The sequence below is a fragment of the Rhizobium sp. USDA 4016 genome (assembly GCF_056279705.1).
The window spans coordinates 3,991,567-4,012,524 of the sequence record NZ_JBWCCY010000004.1 but is presented as its reverse complement, the minus strand read 5'-3'; the positions used below and the strand labels follow the sequence as shown (position 1 = coordinate 4,012,524).

Annotated in this window: 22 protein-coding genes; 6 read left to right on the top strand and 16 right to left on the bottom strand. The window is 58.6% G+C overall.

Annotation, left to right across the window (positions count from 1 at the left end; genetic code table 11):
• Position 1 precedes the first annotated feature (1 nt).
• From ACZ9DP_RS35675 to ACZ9DP_RS35635, 9 genes are all read right to left on the bottom strand, one after another.
• A complete protein-coding gene (locus ACZ9DP_RS35675) occupies positions 2–736 on the bottom strand; it encodes a nucleotidyltransferase family protein (RefSeq protein WP_476205199.1) in 735 nt (244 codons plus the stop codon).
• Between the two features lie 24 nt (positions 737–760).
• Positions 761–2,263: a tRNA (adenosine(37)-N6)-threonylcarbamoyltransferase complex ATPase subunit type 1 TsaE gene (gene tsaE / locus ACZ9DP_RS35670; protein ID WP_476205198.1), complete on the bottom strand. Its 1,503-nt coding sequence runs from the start codon at positions 2,261–2,263 to the stop codon at positions 761–763.
• Positions 2,260–4,839: a PAS domain-containing sensor histidine kinase gene (locus tag ACZ9DP_RS35665; RefSeq protein WP_476205197.1), complete on the bottom strand. Its 2,580-nt coding sequence runs from the start codon at positions 4,837–4,839 to the stop codon at positions 2,260–2,262. The genes tsaE and ACZ9DP_RS35665 overlap by 4 nt, the downstream gene beginning before the upstream one ends.
• Before the next feature lie 202 nt (positions 4,840–5,041).
• Positions 5,042–6,442, bottom strand: a complete 1,401-nt coding sequence (gene ahcY, locus ACZ9DP_RS35660; protein WP_476205196.1) for an adenosylhomocysteinase — start codon at positions 6,440–6,442, stop codon at positions 5,042–5,044.
• A 164-nt stretch (positions 6,443–6,606) separates the two neighbouring features.
• Positions 6,607–6,882: an HPr family phosphocarrier protein gene (locus ACZ9DP_RS35655; protein ID WP_194730256.1), complete on the bottom strand. Its 276-nt coding sequence runs from the start codon at positions 6,880–6,882 to the stop codon at positions 6,607–6,609.
• Between the two features lie 17 nt (positions 6,883–6,899).
• On the bottom strand, positions 6,900–7,301 hold the full coding sequence (locus ACZ9DP_RS35650; protein ID WP_074066135.1) for a PTS sugar transporter subunit IIA: 402 nt from the start codon (positions 7,299–7,301) through the stop codon (positions 6,900–6,902).
• Positions 7,302–7,453: 152 nt separating this feature from the next.
• The gene (locus ACZ9DP_RS35645) at positions 7,454–7,906 is read right to left on the bottom strand and encodes an HPr kinase/phosphorylase (protein ID WP_476205195.1); all 453 of its coding nucleotides are present in this window, start codon (positions 7,904–7,906) and stop codon (positions 7,454–7,456) included.
• Positions 7,903–9,696, bottom strand: coding sequence for a sensor histidine kinase (locus tag ACZ9DP_RS35640; RefSeq protein ID WP_074066137.1), 1,794 nt, complete (start codon positions 9,694–9,696; stop codon positions 7,903–7,905). Before ACZ9DP_RS35640 ends, ACZ9DP_RS35645 begins: the two co-directional genes overlap by 4 nt.
• A gap of 77 nt (positions 9,697–9,773) precedes the next feature.
• Entirely contained in the window at positions 9,774–10,505 is a 732-nt protein-coding gene (locus tag ACZ9DP_RS35635; protein ID WP_194730257.1) for a response regulator transcription factor, read from the bottom strand.
• Positions 10,506–10,847: 342 nt separating this feature from the next.
• Here ACZ9DP_RS35635 and ACZ9DP_RS35630 point away from each other — a divergent pair, with 342 nt between their 5' ends.
• From ACZ9DP_RS35630 to ACZ9DP_RS35620, 3 genes are all read left to right on the top strand, one after another.
• Complete coding sequence (locus ACZ9DP_RS35630; RefSeq protein WP_476205194.1) at positions 10,848–12,458, top strand: phosphoenolpyruvate carboxykinase; 1,611 nt, start codon at positions 10,848–10,850, stop codon at positions 12,456–12,458.
• Between the two features lie 97 nt (positions 12,459–12,555).
• Positions 12,556–12,990 (top strand): alternative ribosome rescue aminoacyl-tRNA hydrolase ArfB, encoded by a 435-nt coding sequence (arfB, locus tag ACZ9DP_RS35625; protein WP_194728534.1) that lies wholly within the window; start codon positions 12,556–12,558, stop codon positions 12,988–12,990.
• 1 nt (position 12,991) lies between these two features.
• Positions 12,992–13,603 (top strand): alpha-ketoglutarate-dependent dioxygenase AlkB family protein, encoded by a 612-nt coding sequence (locus tag ACZ9DP_RS35620; protein WP_476205192.1) that lies wholly within the window; start codon positions 12,992–12,994, stop codon positions 13,601–13,603.
• A gap of 6 nt (positions 13,604–13,609) precedes the next feature.
• Here the strand turns inward: ACZ9DP_RS35620 and coaA are convergent, their stop codons facing one another.
• The 7 genes from coaA to hisB are packed head-to-tail and all read right to left on the bottom strand — an operon-like array spanning position 13,610 to position 18,273.
• Positions 13,610–14,605 (bottom strand): type I pantothenate kinase, encoded by a 996-nt coding sequence (coaA, locus tag ACZ9DP_RS35615; RefSeq protein ID WP_039843430.1) that lies wholly within the window; start codon positions 14,603–14,605, stop codon positions 13,610–13,612.
• Positions 14,602–14,925, bottom strand: a complete 324-nt coding sequence (locus ACZ9DP_RS35610; RefSeq protein ID WP_074066141.1) for a phosphoribosyl-ATP diphosphatase — start codon at positions 14,923–14,925, stop codon at positions 14,602–14,604. Before ACZ9DP_RS35610 ends, coaA begins: the two co-directional genes overlap by 4 nt.
• Before the next feature lie 14 nt (positions 14,926–14,939).
• The gene (gene hisF / locus ACZ9DP_RS35605; protein WP_074066142.1) at positions 14,940–15,728 is read right to left on the bottom strand and encodes an imidazole glycerol phosphate synthase subunit HisF; all 789 of its coding nucleotides are present in this window, start codon (positions 15,726–15,728) and stop codon (positions 14,940–14,942) included.
• Complete coding sequence (gene hisA / locus ACZ9DP_RS35600; RefSeq protein ID WP_476205190.1) at positions 15,725–16,474, bottom strand: 1-(5-phosphoribosyl)-5-[(5-phosphoribosylamino)methylideneamino]imidazole-4-carboxamide isomerase; 750 nt, start codon at positions 16,472–16,474, stop codon at positions 15,725–15,727. The genes hisF and hisA overlap by 4 nt, the downstream gene beginning before the upstream one ends.
• 30 nt (positions 16,475–16,504) lie before the next feature.
• Positions 16,505–17,155, bottom strand: coding sequence for an imidazole glycerol phosphate synthase subunit HisH (gene hisH, locus ACZ9DP_RS35595; RefSeq protein ID WP_239596300.1), 651 nt, complete (start codon positions 17,153–17,155; stop codon positions 16,505–16,507).
• Positions 17,155–17,640, bottom strand: coding sequence for a DUF2628 domain-containing protein (locus tag ACZ9DP_RS35590; protein ID WP_476205189.1), 486 nt, complete (start codon positions 17,638–17,640; stop codon positions 17,155–17,157). The genes hisH and ACZ9DP_RS35590 overlap by 1 nt, the downstream gene beginning before the upstream one ends.
• Before the next feature lie 24 nt (positions 17,641–17,664).
• Positions 17,665–18,273: an imidazoleglycerol-phosphate dehydratase HisB gene (gene hisB / locus ACZ9DP_RS35585; protein WP_074066146.1), complete on the bottom strand. Its 609-nt coding sequence runs from the start codon at positions 18,271–18,273 to the stop codon at positions 17,665–17,667.
• Positions 18,274–18,450: 177 nt separating this feature from the next.
• On the opposite strand from hisB, the gene hslV reads away from it, so the two are divergent.
• From hslV to hslU, 3 genes are read left to right on the top strand one after another with little or no spacing between them, the layout of a single operon-like run.
• Complete coding sequence (gene hslV / locus ACZ9DP_RS35580) at positions 18,451–18,978, top strand: ATP-dependent protease subunit HslV (RefSeq protein ID WP_039843437.1); 528 nt, start codon at positions 18,451–18,453, stop codon at positions 18,976–18,978.
• Positions 18,965–19,489: a GNAT family N-acetyltransferase gene (locus ACZ9DP_RS35575; protein ID WP_194728539.1), complete on the top strand. Its 525-nt coding sequence runs from the start codon at positions 18,965–18,967 to the stop codon at positions 19,487–19,489. Before hslV ends, ACZ9DP_RS35575 begins: the two co-directional genes overlap by 14 nt.
• A complete protein-coding gene (gene hslU / locus ACZ9DP_RS35570) occupies positions 19,486–20,793 on the top strand; it encodes an ATP-dependent protease ATPase subunit HslU (protein WP_039843439.1) in 1,308 nt (435 codons plus the stop codon). The genes ACZ9DP_RS35575 and hslU overlap by 4 nt, the downstream gene beginning before the upstream one ends.
• Positions 20,794–20,958: the final 165 nt, after the last annotated feature.

Sequence of the window (20,958 nt, the reverse complement as noted above, 5' to 3'; positions counted from 1 at the left end):
GTTACACAAACGTCCGGAAGCGCCGGATCGTTTCCTCCGCTTCGCCGATCGCCTCCGGCGTGCCGACCGTCAGCCAATGGCCTTCGAGCATCATGCCAAAAAGCCGCCCGCGCTCGATCGCCTTGTCGAAATAGATATTGAGATTGAACGGGTCATCGGCGGGAGCATCGTCCAAAAACGATGTGTCCATGACGATTGCACCGGCATAGACGACGGGGTTCGGACCCCTTTCACGATAGCGGGTAAGCCTGCCATCCGGGGCGAGGTTGAAATCATTCTTGCCATTGTGGCCGGTCGTATCCGCGAGTTTGACGCAGAGCATGGCCATATCCATGCGGTTTGCATCGAAGAATCCGGCTAAACGACGAAGGTTGCTCGGCCGGTCGGGCCGTTCACCGATCCAGAAAAGATCGGCATTGGTGACGAAAACCGTGCCGCGACCAAGGAGCTTGAGGCCCTTTGCCAGGCCGCCGCCATTGTTCATCAATCGGACGCGCTCGTCGGAAATGATGATGTCGAGCGCTTTGTAAGAATTCAGATGTGCGAGCATCTGATCGGCGAAATGATGGACGTTGACGACCGCCTTCTCAACGCCTGCCTCCGCAAGCGAATCCAGTGCATAGTCGATCATCGGCTTGCCGTCGATTTTCACCAGCGGCTTCGGGATTGTATCGGTGATTGGGCGCATGCGGGTGCCAAGGCCGGCAGCCAGCACCATGGCTTGTTTGATGGTCATCTGATCCGGAACTTATGATTCGCTTTAACCTATTCCAGCCCTTGCGCACCAATCGCGCAAGGGGGCAAGCGCTTCATGGTCAAGCGCCACCTTAAGATAGGAGAGCGTGCGGGGCATGTGTTTCGTATAGCCGGGCTTTCCGTCGCGCTGCAACAGCCGCACCCAGAGACCGGCAAGCTTGCAGTTACGCTGAGCCGACATGATCGCCCAGCATTTCAGGAAGCCGGCTTCGTCAAAATTGCCCTGTGCGCGGCGAAAGGCCAAATAGTCGTCCATGAGCTGCCTGAACAGGGCAGGTTCGATGGTGACGCGCGCATCCTGCACGATGGATGCAAGATCATAGGCGGTCGGGCCAATCATGGCGTCCTGAAAATCGATGAGGCCGATCTTCTGAATGCCTTTTTGTCCTTCGCGCCAGATGATGTTTGGTGAATGGAAGTCCCGGAGCAACAGATTTTTTTCTGCCGATGCGAGTTCATCGATGAGCCTATCCCAGATCGCCAGATATTCATCACGCTCGGCATCGCTGGCAGCTGTACCGCGCTTCCAGGGGAGATACCAGTCGAGAACAAGGCGCACTTCCATCTTCATGGCGGTGCGGTCAAAATCGGGAATGTGGTGGATGTGGCTATCGGTGACGCGGATATCCTGCGGAATCTTCATCCCGTGCAAATGCGCAAGACAGGCGACACTTTGTCGGTAACGCGATGCGATGGGCTTGCCGCCCTCATCAAGCACGCCATCGCTGCCGAGATCTTCGATCAGCAGAATGCCCTCAGCATAGTCGACCTCATAGATCTCTGGCGTTGCAAAGCCTCTTTCGCGCAGCACATTGGCAATTGCAACGAAGGGATAGGCATTCTCGGCAATATGGGCAACCTTCGGATAAGGCTTTCCGTCGAGTACCGCCGGTCCCTCGGGAAGCGGCGGCCAATCCATCAGTATCTTGCGGTCCTGGCGATCCGGATAGACCGCTTCGTAGGCGCGCACCGACGCATCACCCGTCAGGAAGCGGCGTTTTGCGATCGGGTGCCCGGCTTTTGCGAGAAAAGCGCGGATTGCAAGAACGCGGCGGATTCTCTGCATCTGTGCGGGCGGCGCGCAAATCGTTGCGCGCCGGCCCCTGCCTTCATGCTCAAGTTTCATCACGATACGATCGGCGGGCAATTCGTCTTCTGCCATTTCCGGCCATTCGACAAGGCAGATACCGTTCTGAAGCGCTTCGTCGAAGCCGAGTTCCTCCAACTCCGCACCGTCAGCGAGGCGGTAGAGATCGAAATGCGAAACCGGAAACCGCAAATCGTAGGATTGAACCAGCGTAAATGTCGGGCTCGGGACCTCAAGCCGTTCGTCATCCGCCATGGCGCGCAGAAACGCACGGGCAAGGGATGATTTTCCAGCGCCGAGATCGCCCGAAAGGGCCAGGCAATCGCCAGTCTTCAGCGCGAGCGCCAAATCTTCCCCAAGGCGGATTGTTGCCGCCTCGTCTTCCAAGAAAAGGGAGATTGTGCCGCCCTTCGTGATCATTCTGCTGCTGCGACGGAATGCGGCAGGTTGACCGAGGGAATCCGGCAAATAACCTTCGTGCCTTTGCCCGGCTGGCTATCGATCGAAACCCTGCCGTTATGTAGGCTGACGAAACTGTCAACAATCGAAAGGCCAAGGCCTGCACCGCCGCGCTTGCCGCTTTTTGCGCCCGTGGCAAAACGATCGAAGACTGTCGCGATCATGTCCTGCGGAATACCGGGGCCGCGGTCGCTGACGGAGAAGACGAAATCCGTGCCCTCGCGATGGCATTCGAGAGAGATTGCCGCACCTTCCGGTGAAAAATTCGCAGCATTGGAAAGCAGCTTCAATAGGATTTGTTTCAAGCGCTGGGGATCGGCGACGATCGAGCCAAGATAGGCAGGCGCTGTGATCTCCAGCGCCACGCCGCTTTCCTGCAGCCGGTCGGCAATCTGCATGGAGACATCATCAAGAAGATCGTTGAGGTCGATTTCCGAATAGTTGAGCCTCATAATGCCGGCATCGACGGTGGCAAGATCGAGAATATCGTTGACCAGCGTCAGCAGCACGGACGAGGACGTCGAAATGTGGTCGATATATTCGGCCTGACGCTCGTTCAGCGGTCCGACACTCGGGGTGCGCAGCAGGTCGGCAAAACCGATGATATTGGTCAGTGGTGAGCGCAGCTCATAGGAGACATGCTGGACGAAATCGTTCTTCAGCTCGTCGGCCTTGCGCAGCGCCTCGTTCTTCTCAGTCAGCGCACGCTCAGCGCGGACGCTGTCGGTCATGTTGACGAAAGTCAGCATCGTCTGGGCATTCGGCAGCGGAATGACGGCGTAATCCAGCACAAGGCCAGAGAGCAATTCCAGTGTTCCCTGACTGGAACGGCGTTCGTCATCGAAGCTGGTAATCAGCTCCGCAAAGGTTTTCCAGCCGTCCGGCCGGTCATAGGACTGTAAGCACGTTTCGCCGATCGCACGAATATGCGTTCCCGGCTTGGCCTCGGCTTCGGTAATGCCCCAGAGCATACGGAAGGCCGGGTTCGAAAGGCGAATACGGCCGTCGGCTCCGAAAACGGCGACGCCTTCGGATAGATGGTCGATCGTTTCGCCTTGGACCTTCACCAGTGTGTTGTATCTCGTTTCGAGAGCGACCTGTTCGGTTAAATTCTCGAAAACCCAGGTTGCGCCGCCTTGTGGATGTGCCGTCGCAAAGACCCGCAGCGTCTGACCGTTCGGCAGATGCCAGAGGTCCGTTTGCGTATCGAGTGCCCGATAGACGGAAAGTGCGGTTTCTTTCCAGCTTTTCCAGTTGAGCTGATCTGGAAGCTTCTTTGCGGCGCGCAATCGCTCCAGCAACTCGGCGTTGTCGGGCTTACTTTCGAGGAAAGCGATATCGAGTTCCCAGAGCGCGACGAAGGCCTGATTATAAAACTGCAAACGGCGCTCGCCATCGAAGATCGCTACGGGCGTCGCAAGATGGTCAAGTGTCTCGGCATGGCTCTTCAGCGTCCGCTCAAGCTCGGCGCGGACGGATGCGGCTTCAGAAACGTCGATCGCTATTCCCGCGGAACCGCTTGGCAACTTCACGTCAACGACGTCGAAAAAGGTGCGATTGCCGCGGACGACCGTCGAAATCTTGTCGTGGAAGGGTGATTCGGGCGTCGCCGTAACGTGGATGTGTTCGCGGGCGACCGTCGTCAGGAATTCCCGCCCCTCATTGATCGCGTGCTGGGGCGACGTCGCCTCGACCGCATCGCCATAGGCCTGATTGACCCAGGTGAGGCGCCCCTCGGTATCGCGCTGCCAGGCGGGCAGGTCGATCGCATCGAGCAGGTTCTGGAAGGCCGAGATCGAGGACATCAGCCGGTCGCGCTCGATCTTCAATTCGGCAAGCTCGGCGCGGAGATTGTTGAGCGCCACGAAACGCACGAAGGCGCGGCCACCGGAAACCCGGCCTTGCGCCTCGAGGATTTCTTCGCGACTGGTTTCGACAACCATATCGAAGCTCTGTGCAACACCACGTAGACGATCAATCGCTCTTTCGAGCTCTGTAGCGGAACGGGGTTTCAGCCAGAGGCCGAACGCCAGGAATTCGCTGTCCTGCGGCGCACCGGTTTCGGCTGGAAGCTGGCCAAGCAGTTCCGGCCGCTCATTGCCGTCCCAGACGACGATGCGGCGATTCTTGTCGGCGATCAGCGCCTGGTATTGCGAAATGCGCTGATGCGCATCGGAAAGGGCGGAGCGGATTTCACGGCTTTCGTTTTCAAGATTACCGCGCTGGCGCACGAGCCAGAGAGTCGAAAGCAGGGCTGCGGAAATGACGCCGATCACGACGGAAAAGCCGACGACCTGCGAAGACGTGAAAAGATGTGCGGATGCTGCTGCTTCGGATTCGACTTGGGCCAGCACCGGCCGCGCCAATGCTGCGATTGCCGTTCCGCCTGCGCAAATCCTCGCGAGCCGCGTCAGTGACCCCGAGCTTTGCTTCACGGCTTTTCTGGCCGTATGTTCTCGGCCTGCCTCGTGTGAACGGATGTCAGGCCAAGCGCCCTCGTCCGCCTGTCCCGGCAGGCTGTGATTCATTTCCGACATCAGCGGTATGTCTCCGTCCTTCAATGTGCCGCATCACGACAAGACATCCCATTTTCGGGCAAACCGGATACCTCCGCGCCACGAATCGAGTTCTAGAACAATACTTCGGAAGGGAATCGGCGGGAAGGTGGGATCCAAAAAATAGGGATGCCGCATTTGTCAATGCGGCATCCCCAAGATGTTGTGGATATTGTTGCCGAGATTAATATCTGTAGTGGTCGGACTTGAAAGGACCCTTCGGCGAGACGCCGATATAGGCGGCCTGTTCTTCAGAAAGCTGCGTCAGTTTCACGCCAAGCTTGTCGAGGTGCAGGCGGGCAACCTTCTCGTCGAGATGCTTCGGCAGAATATAGACCTTGTTTTCATACTGACCGGGCTTGGTGAAGAGCTCGATCTGCGCCAGCGTCTGGTTGGTGAAGGAGGCCGACATCACGAAGGACGGATGGCCTGTCGCGTTGCCGAGATTGAGCAGGCGGCCTTCCGAGAGAAGGATAATGCGATTGCCCTTCGGGAACTCGATCAGATCGACCTGCGGCTTTACATTCGTCCACTTGAGGTTACGGAGCGCCGCGACTTCGATTTCATTGTCGAAGTGGCCGATATTGCCGACGATCGCCATGTCCTTCATCTGACGCATATGGTCGATGCGGATGACATCCTTGTTTCCGGTCGTGGTGACGAAGATATCAGCCGACGGGACGACGTCCTCGAGCAGCACGACTTCGTAACCGTCCATCGCTGCCTGCAGCGCGCAGATCGGATCGGCTTCCGTGACCTTGACGCGGGCGCCGGCGCCGGAAAGCGATGCCGCTGAACCCTTGCCGACGTCGCCATAGCCGCAGACGACGGCAACCTTACCGGCCATCATGACGTCGGTGGCGCGGCGGATGCCGTCAACCAGCGATTCCTTGCAGCCATACTTGTTGTCGAATTTCGACTTGGTGACCGAGTCGTTGACGTTGATCGCCGGGAAAGGCAGCAGACCCTTCTGGCTGAGCTGGTAGAGGCGGTTGACGCCGGTGGTGGTTTCTTCCGTGACGCCCTTGATCGCATCACGCTGCTTCGTGAACCAGCCCGGTGAAGCGGCAAGCCGCTTCTTGATCTGTGCGAAGAGGATCTCTTCTTCTTCGGAATGCGGGTGCGAGAGTACATCTTCGCCGGCTTCGGCACGCGCGCCGAGCAGGATGTACATGGTGGCATCGCCACCATCGTCGAGGATCATGTTGGAGGGGCCGCCATCGGCCCACTGGAAGATCTTGTCGGTGTAGACCCAGTAATCTTCGAGCGACTCGCCCTTGACGGCAAAAACCGGTACGCCGGATGCGGCGATTGCGGCAGCGGCATGGTCCTGGGTCGAAAAGATGTTGCAGGAAGCCCAGCGGACTTCTGCGCCGAGCGCGGCGAGCGTTTCGATCAGAACGGCCGTCTGGATCGTCATGTGCAGCGAGCCGGTGATGCGCGCGCCCTTCAGCGGCTTTGACGGGCCGAATTCGGCGCGACAAGACATGAGGCCCGGCATTTCAGTTTCGGCGATCGAAATTTCCTTGCGGCCGAAATCCGCCAGACCGATATCGGCGACGACATAATCTCTTTCAGTGCTCATCGAGGTCTCCAGCTGAATAGCGTCTCATAAGCGCGCAGTTGACGGCGCGATAGCTCGAACGCGTGCATTGACGCACGGCCATGCTCGCCGTGTAGCAGGCTTCGCAGGCGATGGCAATAAGGATATAAAGAAGTCTTTATATGTTTATATGAAGCCCGGAAGGCTTACATTTCTTCGCCGAACTTGTCCTGGATCAATCGATCCAATGCGTTCAGCGCTTCGGCGGCCTGGTTGCCGCTCGCGGAAACGAGAACGGTCGTGCCCGGACTCGCGGCAAGCATCATCAAGCCCATGATTGAGGTGCCGCCGACCGTCATTCCGTCCTTGGAGACAGTAACGGCAGCGTCGAATGTTTCGACCATTTGGACGAATTTGGCGGAGGCGCGCGCATGAAGGCCGCGCTTGTTGACGATGAGCAGTTCCCGGGAAAACGAGGTCATGGCGGGACTTGTTTTCATCATTTGCCACTCAGAACGCGGCTGGCGACGTTGATGTATTTCCGCCCGGCCTCCGACGCTTCGATGAGCGCCTTTTCCATGTTGTTTTCGCCCCGCACGCCAGCAAGCTTGATCAGCATCGGCAAGTTCATGCCGGCAATCACTTCGGTATGACCGCTGCTCATGACCGAAATAGCGAGATTGGAAGGAGTACCCCCGAACATATCGGTCAGGATGACGACGCCGTGGCCATCGTCCGCGCTAGAGACCGCCTGCAAGATATCCTGCCGTCTCTGATCCATATCGTCTTCGGGGCCGATGCAGACCGTCTCGATAAATTTCTGAGGACCGACGACATGCTCCACAGCATGACGAAACTCTTCAGCCAGCTTGCCATGAGTGACAAGCACAAGTCCGATCATGATTCAACTGCTCCCAATGGCATATAAACGGTGGCCCCAATATCGCAACGCAGCAATCGCGTCCACCGGTGGGGGCACATCTTGGCCATCAAAAGCCGAAGTGCAAGATAAAAATGCAGACATATGCGGCGAATGCGCCTATGCGGCAGGCATTATCGGCCGATGTCCGGTGCCATGGCCATCAAAATCGCGAGAGGTACTGGAGCGTTTGGCAGCAAGCGCAGAGCCGGCAGCGAAAAGCCTTCTGCGAATTGCGCGACGTCGTTGTCGGGCGGCAGACGATTTTCGCCAGACGTACTGCCGGGCAGCACGGCATAATGCATCGGGGCGAGCGGAACGCTTTCGCACTTGGCGATGCCGGAACCGCGCAGCTCGATCAAACCAGAGATTGCGGGAGGTCGTTCAGCGATCATCTGTCCATCGCGTTTCGACAGAAATACCTGATCGTCGGCGACCAGTGAGGCGGGCAGCCCCATCCGTTTGGCTTCCGTGATGCACGTGAATGCCAGCATGGATTTACCCCAGCCGGAGGGGCCGACAAAGAGCAGGCCGGTCTTGTTGACGACGATCGCCGTGGCGTTGATGTTGAAAGTTGCGCCCGTCATGATGACACCGAGACTGCGGGCAGGGCGAGAATGAAGCGGGCGCCAAGCACTTCTGCCGTTTCTGCATCGATGATGTTTTCGGCACGCAACGAGCCGCCATGTGCCTCCGCGATCTGACGGCTGATCGACAGGCCAAGACCGGAATTTTGCCCGAACCCTTCTGACTCGGGCCGGTCGGTATAGAAGCGCTCAAAGATGCGGTCGATATTTTCAGCCTGGATGCCCGGACCGTTGTCTTCGATATAGACAATGCAGCGCGACCGTGTGCGGAACAGCCGGACGGTGATCTTGCCGCCTTCATCCGGAACGAAGGAGCGGGCATTCTCGATGAGGTTGGTAATGATCTGGCCGATACGGAGATCATGACCATTGACGACGAAACGCGTCTTGACGCCGGGCTTGCGTTCGATCGCGAGCTCGATCTGTACCTCTTTGTTCTTGTGGCGAATCTGCCTTGAAACCTCCACCAGATCGCTGAGGAATACCTCGAGATCGACGGATCGGGCATCGACACGGGCAAGTTCGGCATCGAGGCGCGAGGCGTCGGAGATATCGCTGATGAGGCGATCGAGGCGGCGGACGTCGTGCTGGATCACATCCATCAACCGCTTCTTGGAATCGTCCGACTTGGCTAGCGGCAGCGTTTCCACGGCGCTGCGAAGCGAGGTCAATGGGTTCTTGAGCTCGTGGCTGACATCGGCGGCAAAGCTCTCGATCGCATCGATACGGTCATAAAGTGCGGTGGTCATCTCGCGGAGCGCGATCGAAAGGTTGCCGATCTCGTCCTGCCGGGCCGAGAAATCCGGGATTTCCTCGCGCTCCTTTGCGCCGCGCCGGACGCGGATCGCCGCAGCCGAGAGACGGCGAAGGGGATTGGCGATGGTCGACGAAAGGACCAGCGACAACAGAACGTTGACGAGTGTCGCCACACCGAAGACGCGCATGATCGCCAAGCGTTCGGCATGAACGATGTTGTCGATGTCACCGGCCTGCGTCGAAAGCAGCAGAACGCCGAGCACGGCACGAAAACGCTGGATCGGGACAGCTACAGAGACGATGAGTGCGCCCTTGTCAGTGGTGCGTACAACGGCGCCGCGCACTCCCGTCAACGCATTCATCACTTCCGGATAGATCGACCCGTCGCCACCCGGCGCTTCCTTGTAGACCGGCAGATTCCCAGGCTGGAGCGCCTTGTTGAAAAGCGTTGTAAGCCATTCAGCCCAAGTCTGCTTCTCTTCCTCCACCGGCGGCAGGTCGAAGCGCAAGACCTGACCTCGCGAATAGAGATGGCGCGAATCGAGAAGCAAGTTGGCATCGGCATCAAAGATGCGGGCACGCGTCCGCGTGGGCGAAATCAGCCGTCTGAGAACCGGTGCTACCTTTTCCGGATCGATCGGGAATTCAAGATCCTCATCATTCGGGACGGGCGTAATGCTCTGCCCGGCCTGCAGTTCGAGAAGCTTCTGCGGATCGATGGTGATCGAGTTCGTATCGACGGAGGCCGATGCCGAAACCGCACCGGCGATGATTTCGCCCTGCGTGAGCAAGCTCTCGACGCGGGCGTCGATCAGGCCCTCGCGAAACTGGTTGAGGTAAAGAATGCCGCCGACCAGGACGAGCAGTGCTGCGAGATTGAAGAAGAGGATGCGGCGCGTCAGGCTCGAAAAGACCGCATTGCCGAAGATGCGGCGAATGATGGTGAAGGGATGCGACCAGCGCCTTCCCCTGACACGGCGGCCGCTCAAGCCTTCCGCGTCATCCAAATCCCTTTCCTGCACCAACTGTGCCAACGACAGGCCCTTTCGGAGGGCGTGGCGGTCTCCCACCTCCAGCCCTCGACAATACTCATGCGCCGCGCCGACAGGCGTCAGGCTGCTTCGCGGAAGCGGTATCCCACTCCGTAAAGCGTTTCAATCATATCAAAGTCGGTATCGACCATCTTGAATTTCTTGCGAAGCCGCTTGATGTGGCTGTCGATGGTACGGTCGTCGACATAGACCTGTTCGTCATAGGCCGCGTCCATCAGCGCGTCGCGGCTTTTCACCACGCCCGGCCGCTGTGCGAGCGAGTGAAGGATCAGGAACTCGGTTACTGTCAGCGTCACCGGTTCGCTCTTCCATGTGCAGGTATGGCGTTCCTGGTCCATCACCAGCTGGCCGCGTTCGAGTGAGCGCGCGAGCTGGGCAGCGCCTGTTTTTGGCGCGGCGCCAGCGCCAGCAACCGTCGTTGTTTCCCGGCTGGAAGCGCGGCGAAGCACGGCGCGGACCCGTTCCACGAGCAGTCGCTGGGAGAAGGGCTTGGTGATGAAGTCATCGGCGCCCATCTTCAGGCCGAACAGTTCGTCGATCTCCTCGTCCTTGGAAGTGAGGAAAATCACCGGCATATCGGATTTCTGCCGCAACCGGCGCAAGAGCTCCATTCCATCCATGCGCGGCATCTTGATATCGAAGATAGCGAGTTGCGGAGGGCGCGCGATAAGGCCATCGAGGGCCGAGGCGCCATCCGTATAGGTTTCGACCTTGTATCCTTCGGCTTCCAGTGCGATCGACACGGAAGTCAGGATGTTGCGGTCGTCGTCAACGAGCGCGATTGTCGCCATGGTGTTCGTCTCCGTCATCTATGCGCATCTCCCGGAATTTCTGATGTCCCCAGGCCGGCCCAACGACCGGATGCGCTTATGGAGGATAAAGGTGGAACAAATTGTGGCAAAGATAAAGGGCAGGCATTGCTGCAATGTGCAAATGGTGGACGCACGTGGCGCGGCAAAAACCAATCCAAAACGCTTAATTCAAACGATTTAAAATACGCGAAGGAAATTTAAATCGATTAATTATTTGATATCATTATATTTTCGCCATTTTGCACTATTGCTTTTTAAAATTGGCCACCTTAGTTTTCCTCTTAGTTTTAACGGCGGGAGCCTTGGACGAAAGGAAAAGCCATGGAGACGTTCGGAATTCACAACCCGGCGATAACGCTGGCGACGATTGGTTTGGGCCGCGCAAAGAGCGTCCACTATAACCTCACCGCCGCCTCCCTTTATGAAGAAGCGATTCGCCGCGGTGAAGCCGAACTGACGGCCCAAGGCGCCCTTCGTGCATTGACGGGACAACATACCGGCCGCTCGCCACGCGACAAATTCGTCGTTCGCGATGCCAATACGGACGGCGAAATCTGGTGGGACAACAACAAGCCGATGTCGCCGGAGCATTTTGACTTGCTGCATCAGGATATGCTGGCGCATGCCGCCGGCAAGGAGCTTTTCGCCGAGGACCTGATCGGCGGCGCCGACAAGAACTACTCGCTGCCGACGCGTGTCGTGACGGAATTTGCCTGGCACTCGCTTTTCATCCGCAATCTTCTGATCCGTCCGGAGCTTTCTGCCCTTGCATCCTTCGTGCCGAAACTGACGATCATCGATCTGCCGAGCTTCAAGGCCGATCCGAAGCGTCACGGCTGCCGCAGCGAGACGGTAATTGCATGCGACCTCACGAACGGTCTCGTGCTGATCGGCGGCACATCCTATGCTGGAGAGATGAAGAAATCCGTCTTCACCGTACTCAACTACCTGCTGCCGGCAAAGGGTGTCATGCCGATGCATTGCTCGGCGAATGTCGGCCCGGATGGCGATTCTGCGGTTTTCTTCGGCCTCTCCGGCACCGGCAAGACGACGCTGTCGGCTGATCCGTCGCGCACCCTGATCGGAGACGACGAGCATGGCTGGGGCGAAAACGGCATCTTCAACTTCGAAGGCGGCTGCTATGCCAAGACAATCCGTCTTTCGGCGGAGGCCGAGCCGGAAATCTACGCGACAACGCAGCGTTTCGGCACTGTACTGGAAAACGTCGTGCTCAACGAACTGCGCGAGCCCGATTTCGACGATGGCTCGTTGACGGAAAACACGCGCTGCGCCTATCCGTTGAATTTCATTCCCAATGCCTCGAAGACGGGCCTTGCCGCTCATCCGAAGACGATCATCATGCTGACGGCGGATGCTTTCGGCGTCATGCCGCCGATTGCGCGACTGACGCCGGATCAGGCCATGTATCACTTCCTTTCCGGCTACACCGCAAAGGTCGCCGGCACGGAAAAGGGAGTGACGGAACCAGAAGCGACATTCTCGACCTGCTTCGGTGCGCCGTTCATGCCGCGTCATCCAACCGAATATGGCAATCTGCTGAAAGAACTCATCCATCGCCACGGTGTTGAATGCTGGCTTGTCAATACCGGTTGGACGGGTGGTGCTTATGGTACTGGCAAGCGCATGCCGATCAAGGCCACGCGTGCTTTGCTGTCGGCAGCGCTCTCCGGCGAACTGGCCAAGGCAGATTTCCGCATTGATCCGAATTTCGGTTTCGCGGTGCCCGTTACTGTCGCTGGCGTCGAAAGCGGTATTCTCGATCCGCGCTCTACGTGGGCCAACGGTGCAGCCTATGATATTCAGGCAGAGAAGCTCGTCTCCATGTTCATTTCGAACTTCGCGAAGTTTGAGGCACATGTCGACGGCGGCGTGCGCGATGCGGCACCCGGCATCAAGGCTGCGGCCGAATAGGTTCTAAAATATTGATGATTCACGTGAAACCCGGCCCATTCCGCCGGGTTTTTCTTTGCGTGTTTTAAAATTCCCGCGGATATGAGATAGAAGCCGCATGGCCAGCGACGCGCTCTATATCAACGACGGGATCACCATCGCTGGATGGGAGCTGACGGAACAATTCGTTCTGGCTGGCGGTCCCGGCGGCCAAAATGTCAACAAGGTTTCGACGGCCGTCCAGCTGTTCTTCAATATCCCGAATTCACCTTCGCTTCCCGATCGCGTCAAGACCAATGCCATAAAGCTTGCCGGCAAGCGCATGTCGAAAGAGGGCGTGCTGATGATCGAGGCAAGCCGCTTTCGCAGCCAGGATCGCAATCGCGAGGATGCGCGAGAACGCCTCAAGGAACTGATCCTTGAGGCCGCCAAGCCCCCACCGCGGCCGCGCAAGAAAACGAAACCGACCAAAGGCTCGATCGAACGCCGCCTGAAGGAAAAATCCGGCCGCGCCGAAGTGAAGAAGATGCGCAGCCGTCCCGGTGGAGAATGATATGACGGAGCTTTCGACCGGCGTCCGTCACTTCCCAGAATATCTGGACCGCGCCCGGCAGGAAGCGTTCGTCGAAATGATCCGCGGCATTGTCGCCGAGGCTCCGCTTTTCGTGCCCGTGATGCCGAGCACGGGCAAACCGATGTCGGTCCGGATGAGCAATTGCGGTCCACTGGGCTGGGTCACCGATAAGGAGCGCGGCTACCGCTATCAATCGACGCATCCTGTCACCGGCAGGCCGTGGCCGGCGATGCCGGACGTCTTGCTCGACGTCTGGAACGATGTTTCCGAATGCGAAAAACCGCCGCAGGCTTGCCTGATCAATTTCTATTCAGACGATGCAAGAATGGGTCTGCATCAAGACAGGGACGAGCAGGATTTGAAGGCGCCTGTCGTTTCGATCTCTCTCGGCAACAGTTGTCTTTTCCGCATCGGCGGGCTTTCCCGCACAGACCGCACGCAGTCGGTCAGACTCGCCAGCGGCGATATCGTGGTGCTTGGGGGCGAAGGGCGTCTATGCTTTCACGGCGTCGATCGCATCTATCCGGCAACTTCGACGCTGCTCAAGAATGGCGGGCGGATCAATCTGACGTTAAGGCGTGTGGATCCGTGAATCCGGCTAAAGCTTCCTTAGCGCGACCTGCTCGATGAGGTGGTTTTCGCCCTTGCGCAGGATCAGATCAGCCCGTGGGCGGGTCGGCAGGATGTTCTGCCGGAGATTCTTCAGGTTGATGTTGGCCCAAAGCCCTTCGGCGATCGAAAGCGCTTCTTTTTCGCTGATCGAGGCATAGCGATGGAAATAGGAATTCGGATCGCGGAAGGCGGTTTCGCGCAGACGCATGAAGCGTGTGACATACCAGTTGTGGATCAGTTCTTCTTCGGCATCGATGTAGATCGAGAAATCGAAGAAGTCGGAAACCATCGGCACGATCTTGCCGTCGGCCGGAAGGTCGCGCGACTGCAGAACGTTGATGCCTTCGAAAACCAGGATGTCGGGCCGGTCGATGATCGTGTATTCGTTCGGAACGACGTCATAGACCAGATGAGAATAGACGGGCGCCTTCACATTCGGCTGTCCGGCCTTGATCGCGGAGAGGAATTTCAGGATGGCGCCTGTGTCGTAGCTTTCGGGAAAGCCCTTGCGCTGCATCAGGTTTTCCCGCTCGAGCACTGCGTTTTGATGCAGAAAGCCGTCGGTCGTGATCAGGTCGACCTTTGGACTCGATGGCCAGCGCCGCAGGAGTTCCTTCAAGATACGCGCGGTCGTTGATTTCCCGACGGCGACGGAGCCGGCGATGCCGATGACGAATGGCGTTTTCGTCACGTCGGACAAGCTCAGGAACCGGTTGCGCTGTTCAAAGAGCAATTGCGATGATTCGACATGTGAGGAGAGCAGACGCGACAGCGAGAGGTAGATGCGCCGGACTTCGTCGAGATCGACCGGATCGCCCATCGAGCGCAGCCTCGCGACCTCCTCGGCCGTTAGCGTGAGCGGCGTGTCGGCGCGGAACTTTGCCCATTCCTCGGAAGAAAAGAAATTATACGGCGAATAGGAATTCGCCTGGAAGTGATCGAGCGTTTCTGGCGCCCCAAGAATTTGCGTCGCGATACTCATGAACTCTGCCGGCTGGCCTTTTCCTTGACGCCGGATTGAGCCGTACGCCGCTCAAGCTCCGCCATCACATCCTGCAACGGAATGCCTGCTATCTTCAATACGACCAAAAGGTGATAGAGGAGGTCGGCCGCCTCGTAGGTAAGATTGGCGCGATCCGCCGCCACGGCAGCCATGACGGTTTCAATGGCTTCTTCGCCGAGTTTCTTTGCTGCCTTCTGCTGTCCGGCGGCAACGAGCTTCGCCGTCCAGGATTCATCCGGTGAGGCCTTCGACCGCTCGTCGACGATCTTTTCCAGATCGGAAAGGGAAAATCCGGTCATACTGTCGCTTTCAATCAGTCGAGGCGCATCGCAATGCCATGCGAAGACATATAGTGCTTCGCTTCGCCGACGGAATAGGTGCCGAAATGGAAGATGGAGGCAGCAAGCACGGCATTGGCATGCCCATCCTTCACGCCTGCGACCAGATCGTCGAGATCGCCGACGCCGCCCGATGCAATGACGGGCACGCGAACGCAATCGGCGATCGCCCGGGTGAGCTCAAGATCGTAGCCGACTTTCGTGCCGTCGCGATCCATCGAGGTGACAAGCAGCTCGCCGGCGCCGCGGGCAACCATCTTCTGTGCAAATTCCACGGCATCGATGCCGGTCGCGTTGCGGCCGCCGTGGGTATAGATTTCCCAGGCGCTCAAGTTGTCCTGGCCAACAGCCTGCGTGCGCCGCCGCTTGGCGTCGATCGAAACGACGATGCATTGGTCGCCGAACTTGTCGGCAGCTTCAGCGACGAAGTCCGGATTGTTCACGGCCGCCGAATTGATCGAGACCTTGTCGGCACCGCAGAGCAGCAGCTTGCGGATATCGCCGATGCTGCGCACGCCGCCGCCGACAGTCAGCGGCATGAAGCACTGTTCGGCGGTGCGGGAAACGACATCGAAGATCGTTTCGCGATTGTCAGATGAGGCCGTGATGTCGAGGAAGCAGAGCTCGTCTGCGCCGGCAGCATCATAGGCTTTCGCAGCCTCGACCGGATCACCGGCATCGATCAGGTTGACGAAGTTGACGCCCTTGACGACACGGCCGTCTTTGACGTCGAGGCAAGGGATGACGCGGGCTTTCAGGGTCATTGTGTGTCTTCCTTCTCCCGCGCCGCCTTGATCAGCGCCAAGGCTTCCCGAGGATCAATACGTCCATCATACAGCGCACGGCCTGAGATGGCACCTTCCAGCTTGCGGGCGTCGGGCTGCAGCATGCGCTTCACATCCTCGATCGAAGCGAGCCCGCCCGAGGCAATCACCGGGATCGAAACGGCATCGGCAAGCTCCAGTGTCGAGGGCCAGTTGATGCCGGTCAGGATCCCATCGCGATCGATGTCGGTGTAGATGATTGCCGCGACGCCGGCACCTTCGAATTTCCTGGCAAGTTCGACGACGCCAAGCTCGGAGGCTTCCGCCCAGCCCTCCACGGCCACCTTGCCGCCCTTCGCATCGATGCCGACGGCGACGCTGCCCGGAAACTGCTTGCAGGCCTCGATGACCAGCGCCGGATCGCGAACGGCAACCGTACCGAGGATCACACGTGTCAGGCCGCGGGAGAGCCAGTTTTCGATATGCGCCAGCGTTCGGATGCCACCGCCGAGCTGCACCGGGTTCTTCGTTGCCTTGAGGATCGTGTCGACGGCCGCGCCATTGACGCTTTCGCCGGCAAAGGCGCCGTTGAGGTCAACAACGTGCAGCCATTCGAAGCCCTGGTCTTCGAAATTTTTCGCCTGTGCGGCAGGGTCGGGGTTGTAGACCGTTGCCTGCTCCATATCGCCGAGCTTCAGGCGAACGCATTGGCCGTCCTTGAGGTCGATGGCGGGAAATAGGATCATGTTGGTTCAGTCCTTGCGGTCTGCGCGAGCCTAAGGCTTCCAGCGCAGGAAATTGGTGATCAGGGCGAGACCGAGCTTCTGGCTCTTCTCCGGATGGAATTGCGAACCTGCCATGTTGTCGCGTCCGACGAAGGCCGTCATCGCTCCGCCGTACTCCGTCGTGGCGATGACATCGCCGGCGTTTTCGGCGGCCAGATAGTAGGAATGCACGAAATAGGCATGCAGGCCATCAGGCCCTGTCGGAATGCCTTCGAAGAGTGGATGCGGATGCCGAAGGTCGAGCGTGTTCCAGCCGATCTGCGGAATCTTGAGGTCGGGATCGTCCGGTGTCATTTCAACGACGTCGCCAGGAATCCAGCCGAAACCTTCCGTCACGGTTTTTTCAAGGCCGCGCGACGACATCAGCTGCATACCGACGCAGATACCGAGGAACGGCCTTGCCTTCCTCTCAACCGCTTCGATCAGCGCTTCGGTCATGCCGGGAACGGCATCGAGCCCGTGGCGGCAATCGGCATAGGCACCGACACCTGGCAGAACGACGCGGTCGGCCGACGCGACATTCTCGGCCTTGTCCGTCAGATCGATATGGGCGTCGATGCCTGCCTCGCGTGCGGCGCGTTCGAAGGCCTTCGTTGCCGAGCGCAGATTGCCCGAGCCGTAGTCGATAATTGCGACGCGCATCAGCGTCCTCCGTTAAAGCCAAAGAGACCAAGCGAAGTCGTATTGCCATGGCGGCCGGGGGAATGCGGATGTCGCCCCCACTCCGGCGCCGGCATGCGGTCGCCATCGGCATTGGTCTCGATATTCGAAAAAAAGATCTCTTCCGCTGTCGCAAGCGAATCTGCCGCAATCACGGCTTCCTCGTTCCAGCCTCTGGAAGCGAGATTTCGGATTCGCAGGTTTTGGCCCTCGAAGCCGGCCAGGATGCAAGTGCCGAGCGTGATCGCAAAGCCTGCCGGCCAGAGTCCGGGCCGATCCATTAAAATGCCGCCGAGCCCCTGAAGCAGGAATGCTGCAAGCGCATAGAGCCAAAGCCGGTGTGCAAGAAGCCATAGCCAGGGAAAGAGAAAGCCGAGCAGCGTGAAGCCGTCGCGGATGACGCGCGTCTTCTCATGGGTGACATCCGTTCCGCCCGGAGCCGTCAAAACCAGATAGCTGGAAGTCATATCGTTCAAGCTCCCTGAAGGGGCTCAGACGAGCGTGCCCTTCGTCGAGGGAACACGGCCCGCCTGTCTTGGATCGATCTCTGTCGCCATGCGCAACGCGCGGGCAACGGCCTTAAAGCAGGTCTCTGCAATATGGTGGTTGTTGGCACCATAATGGTTCAAGATGTGCAAGGTGATGCCGGCGTTCTGCGCAAGTGCCTGGAAGAATTCGCGGACAAGTTCCGTGTCGAAGGTGCCGATCTTCGGCGCGTTGAAGGCGACGTTCCAGACAAGGAACGGCCGGCCGGAAAGATCGACGGCGGCTTTCGTCATCGTCTCGTCCATGGCAAGGTCGATCGAAGCATAGCGGGTGATGCCACGGCGGTCGCTGAGCGCTTTTGCAATCGCCTGGCCTATCGCAATCCCGGTATCTTCGACCGTGTGGTGATCGTCGACATGCAGGTCGCCCTTCGTCTCGATCTCCATATCGATCAGGGAATGTCGCGAAAGCTGATCGAGCATGTGGTCGAAGAAGCCGACACCCGTCGAGATCTTGGCTTTGCCGCTACCATCAAGATTGACGGAAACGGAAACCGAAGTCTCGTTCGTCTTGCGGGAAACATTGCCCATGCGGCTTGCTGCAGTCTCGGCCATATGGCTGCTCCATCAGGAATGACGGCCGTTCCTTATCAGGCGTTCCCTCAAATATCCAGAAGCGCACCGGCAGAAAAACCGGCCCATTTGCAATCGGCATCGGCCAACTTACATAGGGCTCACAGGGCCGGAGAGCGGCTCGGCGTAACGCCCGCTGATCCGGGCAAGGATGTTTTGATGACAACGATTATTACAATTCGAAAGGGCGGCAAGGTGGTGATTGCCGGTGACGGCCAGGTCAGCCTCGGTCAGACCGTCATGAAGGGCAATGCGCGCAAGGTGCGCCGCATTGGTAAGGGCGAGGTCATTGCCGGCTTTGCTGGTGCGACCGCGGACGCATTTACGCTGCTCGAGCGTCTTGAAAAGAAGCTCGAGCAGTATCCGGGCCAGTTAATGCGCGCAGCCGTAGAGCTCGCCAAGGACTGGCGCACGGACAAATATCTTCGCAATCTAGAGGCCATGATGCTGGTCGCCGACAAATCGATAACACTGGCAGTCACCGGCAACGGCGATGTTCTGGAGCCCGAGCATGGCGTCACGGCGATCGGATCTGGCGGCAACTACGCATTGGCGGCGGCGCGTGCCCTGATGGATACGGACAAGTCTGCCGAGGAGGTCGCCCGCCGCGCGCTGGATATCGCAGCCGATATCTGCGTCTATACGAACCACAACATGGTGGTGGAAACACTGGATGCTGAAAACTAAGCCTGCCTCCCGATACCGTTTCCGCGACGTCTGCCGTGAGGATTTCCCTCTTCTGGCGCAATGGCTTGCGGAGCCGCATGTCGCGAGATGGTGGGGCGAACCTTCAACGGAGCTTGGTTCGATCGAAGAGGCAATGACGAGCGAAGAAACCCGGCCAATGATCGTGGAACTGGACGGAAAGCCTATAGGTTACCTGCAAAGTTACGATCCTCATCTTGAGGAGGGCCATCCTTATCAGGATCAGCCGAAGGGTACGCTCGGCATCGACATCTCGATCGGTATCCCGGAACTGACGGACAAGGGCCACGGTGCTGCGATCATCCGCCAGTTTACGTCCGCGCTTTTTGCAGACGGCGCCAAGCGCATCGTGATCGATCCGGATCCTGAAAACCTTCGGGCGATCAGGGCTTACGAGAAGGCGGGCTTTCGCTACGTCGATACAAGAACTTCCATTTACGGTCCGGCCCATTTCATGGCGCTGGACGCACCCGGAGAAACGGATTTACCATGACCACCTTTTCCCCCCGCGAGATCGTTTCCGAACTCGACCGCTACATTATCGGTCAGCATGAGGCCAAGCGCGCCGTGGCGATTGCGCTCCGCAACCGCTGGCGCCGTCAGCAGCTCGATCCGAGCCTGCGTGACGAAGTGATGCCCAAGAATATCCTGATGATCGGCCCGACCGGCGTCGGCAAAACGGAGATTTCCCGCCGTCTTGCCAAGCTTGCCGGTGCGCCTTTCATCAAGGTCGAGGCAACCAAGTTCACTGAGGTCGGTTATGTCGGCCGCGATGTCGAACAAATCATCCGCGACCTCGTCGAAATCGGCATCGGGCTCGCGCGCGACAAGAAGCGCGCCGAGGTCGAATCTAAGGCTCATATGAGCGCCGAGGAACGCGTCCTTGATGCCCTTGTCGGTGCGACCGCCTCTCCTGCCACCCGTGACAGCTTCCGCAAGAAGCTGCGCAACGGTGAACTCGACGACAAGGAAATTGATATCGAGGTTGCCGACACCGGCGCGGGCATGGGCGGCTTTGAAATCCCCGGCATGCCCGGTGCCAATATCGGTGTTCTCAACATCTCGGAAATGTTCGGCAAGGCGCTCGGCGGACGCACCAAGAAGGTCCGCACGACGGTGAAAGCCTCCTATACCGATCTCATCCGGGACGAGTCCGACAAGCTGATCGACAATGATATCATCCAGCGCGAAGCCGTGCGCGCGGTCGAAAATGATGGCATCGTCTTCCTCGACGAGATCGACAAGATTGCGGCGCGTGACGGCGGCATGGGGGCCGGCGTGTCGCGCGAAGGCGTGCAGCGCGATCTTCTGCCACTCGTCGAGGGAACGACCGTCTCCACGAAGTATGGACCGGTGAAGACGGACCATGTTCTCTTCATCGCCTCGGGCGCCTTCCATGTGTCGAAGCCTTCCGATCTCCTGCCGGAATTGCAGGGCCGCCTGCCGATCCGTGTCGAACTTCGGCCGCTGACCAAGGAAGACTTCCGCCGCATCCTGACCGAAACCGAAGCGAGCCTGATCCGGCAGTATCGCGCTCTCATGGAAACGGAGAACCTGAATCTAGAATTCACCGACGATGCGATCGATGCCCTAGCTGATGTCGCAGTCCATCTGAACTCTTCGGTCGAAAACATCGGCGCTCGCCGGCTGCAGACGGTGATGGAACGTGTCCTGGACGATATTTCCTTCAACGCGCCGGATCGCGGTGGTTCGGCGATAAAGATTGACTCGGCCTATGTGCGTGAGCACGTCGGCGATCTGGCGCAAAACACGGATCTCTCGCGCTTCATCCTGTGATATTGCCGCACCGGCTGCAACCTTTGCAGGTTCCACAGCGGATTTCGACAGTCTGAACTCTCGACAGCGGGCCTTTTACTTCTTAGTGAAGGCCCGCTTGTGTGAACGCGGCTTTATTCGGCCAAGATTCTGGTCCAGTCAGCGCGCTTCGCCATGAAGACGATA

What these genes read in the sequence shown, in the direction of transcription:
- ahcY (WP_476205196.1), bottom strand. Translation starts at nt 6,442, where the DNA reads ATGAGCACTGAAAGAGATTATGTCGTCGCCGATATCGGTCTGGCGGAT.
- ACZ9DP_RS35630 (WP_476205194.1), top strand. Translation starts at nt 10,848, where the DNA reads ATGGAGACGTTCGGAATTCACAACCCGGCGATAACGCTGGCGACGATT.
- ACZ9DP_RS35575 (WP_194728539.1), top strand. Translation starts at nt 18,965, where the DNA reads ATGCTGAAAACTAAGCCTGCCTCCCGATACCGTTTCCGCGACGTCTGC.
- ACZ9DP_RS35610 (WP_074066141.1), bottom strand. Translation starts at nt 14,925, where the DNA reads ATGACCGGATTTTCCCTTTCCGATCTGGAAAAGATCGTCGACGAGCGG.
- hisF (WP_074066142.1), bottom strand. Translation starts at nt 15,728, where the DNA reads ATGACCCTGAAAGCCCGCGTCATCCCTTGCCTCGACGTCAAAGACGGC.
- ACZ9DP_RS35645 (WP_476205195.1), bottom strand. Translation starts at nt 7,906, where the DNA reads ATGACGGGCGCAACTTTCAACATCAACGCCACGGCGATCGTCGTCAAC.
- hslU (WP_039843439.1), top strand. Translation starts at nt 19,486, where the DNA reads ATGACCACCTTTTCCCCCCGCGAGATCGTTTCCGAACTCGACCGCTAC.
- ACZ9DP_RS35650 (WP_074066135.1), bottom strand. Translation starts at nt 7,301, where the DNA reads ATGATCGGACTTGTGCTTGTCACTCATGGCAAGCTGGCTGAAGAGTTT.
- ACZ9DP_RS35635 (WP_194730257.1), bottom strand. Translation starts at nt 10,505, where the DNA reads ATGGCGACAATCGCGCTCGTTGACGACGACCGCAACATCCTGACTTCC.
- ACZ9DP_RS35620 (WP_476205192.1), top strand. Translation starts at nt 12,992, where the DNA reads ATGACGGAGCTTTCGACCGGCGTCCGTCACTTCCCAGAATATCTGGAC.
- hisB (WP_074066146.1), bottom strand. Translation starts at nt 18,273, where the DNA reads ATGGCCGAGACTGCAGCAAGCCGCATGGGCAATGTTTCCCGCAAGACG.
- ACZ9DP_RS35590 (WP_476205189.1), bottom strand. Translation starts at nt 17,640, where the DNA reads ATGACTTCCAGCTATCTGGTTTTGACGGCTCCGGGCGGAACGGATGTC.
- ACZ9DP_RS35655 (WP_194730256.1), bottom strand. Translation starts at nt 6,882, where the DNA reads ATGACCTCGTTTTCCCGGGAACTGCTCATCGTCAACAAGCGCGGCCTT.
- ACZ9DP_RS35665 (WP_476205197.1), bottom strand. Translation starts at nt 4,839, where the DNA reads ATGTCGGAAATGAATCACAGCCTGCCGGGACAGGCGGACGAGGGCGCT.
- hslV (WP_039843437.1), top strand. Translation starts at nt 18,451, where the DNA reads ATGACAACGATTATTACAATTCGAAAGGGCGGCAAGGTGGTGATTGCC.
- arfB (WP_194728534.1), top strand. Translation starts at nt 12,556, where the DNA reads ATGGCCAGCGACGCGCTCTATATCAACGACGGGATCACCATCGCTGGA.
- hisH (WP_239596300.1), bottom strand. Translation starts at nt 17,155, where the DNA reads ATGCGCGTCGCAATTATCGACTACGGCTCGGGCAATCTGCGCTCGGCA.
- ACZ9DP_RS35675 (WP_476205199.1), bottom strand. Translation starts at nt 736, where the DNA reads ATGACCATCAAACAAGCCATGGTGCTGGCTGCCGGCCTTGGCACCCGC.
- hisA (WP_476205190.1), bottom strand. Translation starts at nt 16,474, where the DNA reads ATGATCCTATTTCCCGCCATCGACCTCAAGGACGGCCAATGCGTTCGC.
- coaA (WP_039843430.1), bottom strand. Translation starts at nt 14,605, where the DNA reads ATGAGTATCGCGACGCAAATTCTTGGGGCGCCAGAAACGCTCGATCAC.
- tsaE (WP_476205198.1), bottom strand. Translation starts at nt 2,263, where the DNA reads ATGATCACGAAGGGCGGCACAATCTCCCTTTTCTTGGAAGACGAGGCG.